At 66.9% G+C, this 3,313-nt stretch carries 3 protein-coding genes; 2 read left to right on the forward strand and 1 reads right to left on the reverse strand.

Annotation, left to right across the window (positions count from 1 at the left end; genetic code table 11):
- The coding region (locus PKD06_RS16655; protein ID WP_324382067.1) for an amidase family protein at positions 1 to 325 on the reverse strand (325 nt) is incomplete at its 3' end.
- Between the two features lie 233 nt (positions 326 to 558).
- Here PKD06_RS16655 and PKD06_RS16660 point away from each other — a divergent pair.
- Both PKD06_RS16660 and PKD06_RS16665 read left to right on the forward strand, forming a co-directional pair.
- Positions 559 to 1,635, forward strand: a complete 1,077-nt coding sequence (locus tag PKD06_RS16660; RefSeq protein WP_324382063.1) for a branched-chain amino acid ABC transporter permease — start codon at positions 559 to 561, stop codon at positions 1,633 to 1,635.
- 136 nt (positions 1,636 to 1,771) lie between these two features.
- Positions 1,772 to 3,061: an ABC transporter substrate-binding protein gene (locus PKD06_RS16665; RefSeq protein WP_324382065.1), complete on the forward strand. Its 1,290-nt coding sequence runs from the start codon at positions 1,772 to 1,774 to the stop codon at positions 3,059 to 3,061.
- The last annotated feature ends 252 nt before the right edge of the window (positions 3,062 to 3,313 follow it).

The raw sequence follows: 3,313 nt of genomic DNA on the forward strand, positions 1-3,313 counted from the left end.
CCGCCGAGGCCGAGCCAGAGGAGGAGCCGCCCGGAATGCGGTCCGGCGCCCCGCCATTCACCGGCGTGCCGAAATGCGCATTCTTGCCGGTCATGGAGAAGGCGAACTCGTCCGTATGGGTCTTGCCGACGAAGCGGGCCCCCGCATCGAGCAGGCGCCGGACCGCGGGGGCCGTGCGGGTCTTGATCCCCGAGCGCGCGAGGAGGGCGGGCGAGCCGCCTCCGGTCGGGTAGCCCGCGACGTCGAAGAGATCCTTGACGGCGAAGGTCAGGCCCGCGAGCGGCCCCCTCGCCGCGCCCGGCACCTCGACCGCCGGATAAGGCATGAAGGCGCGCGCGGGATCGTCGTCCAGAAGCATCGTCCCTCTCCGGGATCTGGAGGCCACTCCATAGCACGCGGCCAATCCGCGCGCCCCTCGAACCTGCGCCGGATCAATTTTTCGTGCCAGATGTCTTCGGATGCCGGAATTGAACTCTCGTCGGAATTGACGAGACCGCCGCCGCCGCCTCAAACAACGGGGCGGGCGGCGCAAGACCGCCCGCGAGGAGGAGAAGGCCCTTGTTCTACCGCGAGGCGGGCCAGTTCAAGACGAGCTATGCCGCCGACATGGCCGTCTTCCCGCTGCGGGAGGACCGGATCGGGATCGGGATCATCCTTCTCGCGGCCTTCCTGGTCCTGCCGCTCTTCGCCAGCGACTACACGCTGAACGTCGTCATGATCCCCTTCCTGATCTACGCGCTCGCAGCGATCGGGCTGAACATCCTGACGGGCTATACGGGCCTCCTGTCGCTCGGCACGGGCGGCTTCATGGGGGTGGGCGCCTATGCCTGCTACAAGCTGACGACCTTCTTCCCCGAGGTGAACATCGTCGTCTGGATCCTCGCCTCCGGGCTGTTCTCCGCCCTGGTCGGGCTCGTCTTCGGATTGCCGAGCCTGCGCATCAAGGGCTTCTACCTGGCGGTGGCGACGCTGGCGGCGCAGTTCTTCCTCTCCTGGGCCTTCCAGCGCATCCCCTGGCTCTACAACGACAACACCTCCGGCGCGATCGAGGTGCCTGGCCGCACGGCCTTCGGCATCGCCGTGACGGGGCCCACCGCCTCCTCCTCCGTGCGCTATCTCGTCGTGCTGGCGATCGTGACGCTGCTCACGCTTCTCGCCTCGAACCTCGTCCACGGCCGCATCGGGCGGATGTGGATGGCGGTGCGCGACATGGACATCGCCGCCGAACTGATCGGCATCCGCCTCCTGCGCACGAAGCTCCTCGCCTTCGCCGTCTCCTCCTATCTGTGCGGGGTCGCGGGGGCGCTGCTCGTCTTCCTCTGGTACGGCTCGGCCGAGCCCGAGGTCTTCTCCATCACGCTCTCCTTCCAGATCCTGTTCATGGTGATCATCGGCGGGCTCGGCTCGCTCCTCGGCTCCTTCCTCGGCGCCGGGCTGATCTATCTCCTGCCGATCGCCCTCCGAACCTGGGCGCCGGCCGTCGGGATCGAGGTCGCTCCCTCGACGATCGAGCACATCACCTACATGATCGTGGGGGCGCTCATCATCGGCTTCCTGATCCTCGAGCCCCACGGGCTGGCCCGCCTGTGGCAGACGGTGAAGCAGAAGCTCCGGGTCTGGCCCTTCCCCTATTGAGGGGCCGTCGGTCGACTAAAGTCTGTGCATCGGCGGGATGACGCATTCCCCCCCATGCGCCACACAAAAAGAAACGGGCGGCGACGACCTCCCGGGGGGAATTCATATACTGAAACGCGCAATTACCCTCGGCCTCATGACGCCCCCGCTGGCCCGCGTCTCGTTGCCGGCCGCGGCGGAAGAGGGCATCTACGTCCCGCTCTTCACCTATCGCACCGGTCCCTTCTCCGGCTCGGGCATCCCGATCGCCAACGGCATGCGCGACTACCTCGAAATGCTGAACGCCCGCGACGGAGGCATCGGCGGGGTCAAGCTGATCGTCGAGGAATGCGAAACCGGCTACGACACCAAGAAGGGCGTCGAGTGCTACGAGGCCGTGAAGGGCAAGAAGCCCGTCATGGTCAATCCCTGGTCGACCGGCATCACCCTGCCCCTGATCCCGAAGGCCGCGGTCGACAAGATCCCGATCCTGTCGATGGCCTACGGCCTCTCGGCCTCGGCGGACGGCAGCCGCTTCCCCTGGATCTTCAACCCGCCCAACACCTATTGGGACGGCGCCTCGATGATCATCAAGTACATCGCCGAGCAGGAGGGCGGGCTCGAGAAGCTCAAGGGCAAGAAGATCGGCTATATCTATCTCGATGCCGGCTTCGGCAAGGAGCCGATCCCGCTGCTCGAGCAGCTCGCGAAGGACTATGGCTTCGAGCTGAAGCTGTATCCCGTCGCCGCGACCGAGATGGCGAACCAGTCCTCGCAATGGCTCGGCGTGCGCCGCGACAGGCCGAACTACATGATCATGTACGGCTGGGGCGCCCTCAACCCGACCGCGATCAAGGAGGCCGTGAAGATCGGCTATCCGATGAACAAGTTCATCTCGATCTGGTGGCCGTCCGAGGAGGATGCGCGCGGCGCCGGCGCCGGCGCGAAGGGCTTCAAGACCCTGAACTGGCATGCCGCCAACGCCAATTTCCCGGCCATCCAGGACATCGTCAAGCATGTCGTGGACAAGGGCCAGAGCAAGGCCGAGAAATCGACGGTCGGGGAGGTCCTCTACAATCGCGGCGTCTACAACTCGATGCTGATCGCCGAGGGCATCGCCAATGCGCAGAAGATCACCGGCAAGAAGCAGGTGACCGGCGAGGATGTCCGGCGCGGGCTCGAAAGCCTCGACCTCTCGGCGGAGCGGCTGAAGGAGCTGGGCTTCGAGGGCTTCGCCGAGCCGATCGCGCTGAGCTGCGCCGATCATAACGGCCACAAGGCGTCCTTCGTGCAGGAATTCGACGGCAAGGCGTATGTGCCCGTGACCAAACCCATCTCCCCGCTGACCGAGAAGGTGGCCCCGCTCCAGGAGGCCGCGGCCAGGGACTACGTGGAGAAGAACACGGGCTGGCCCAAGCGCACCGAAGCCTGCGACGGCAAGTCGTGACCGCGGACGGCTTCCGGAGGGGCGCGCGCCCCTCCCCTGCGCCGGCCAGCGGCAGGGCCGTTGCATATGGCGGGTCGCGCGCGGTTTCCGCTGCGCCAACCCTCCCCCCGCGCAGCGGCGGGGAGGGCCGAGCGGACGCGCAGCGTCCGACCGGGTGGGGGTGGCTTCGCAGAAGACTTCATCCTGCGAACCGGCACCACCCCCACCCGGCTCGGCCTGCGGCCGAGTCCGCCCTCCCCACAAGGGGGAGGG

The organism is Enterovirga sp. (genome assembly GCF_035325185.1).
Classification (GTDB): Bacteria; Pseudomonadota; Alphaproteobacteria; order Rhizobiales; family Beijerinckiaceae; genus Enterovirga.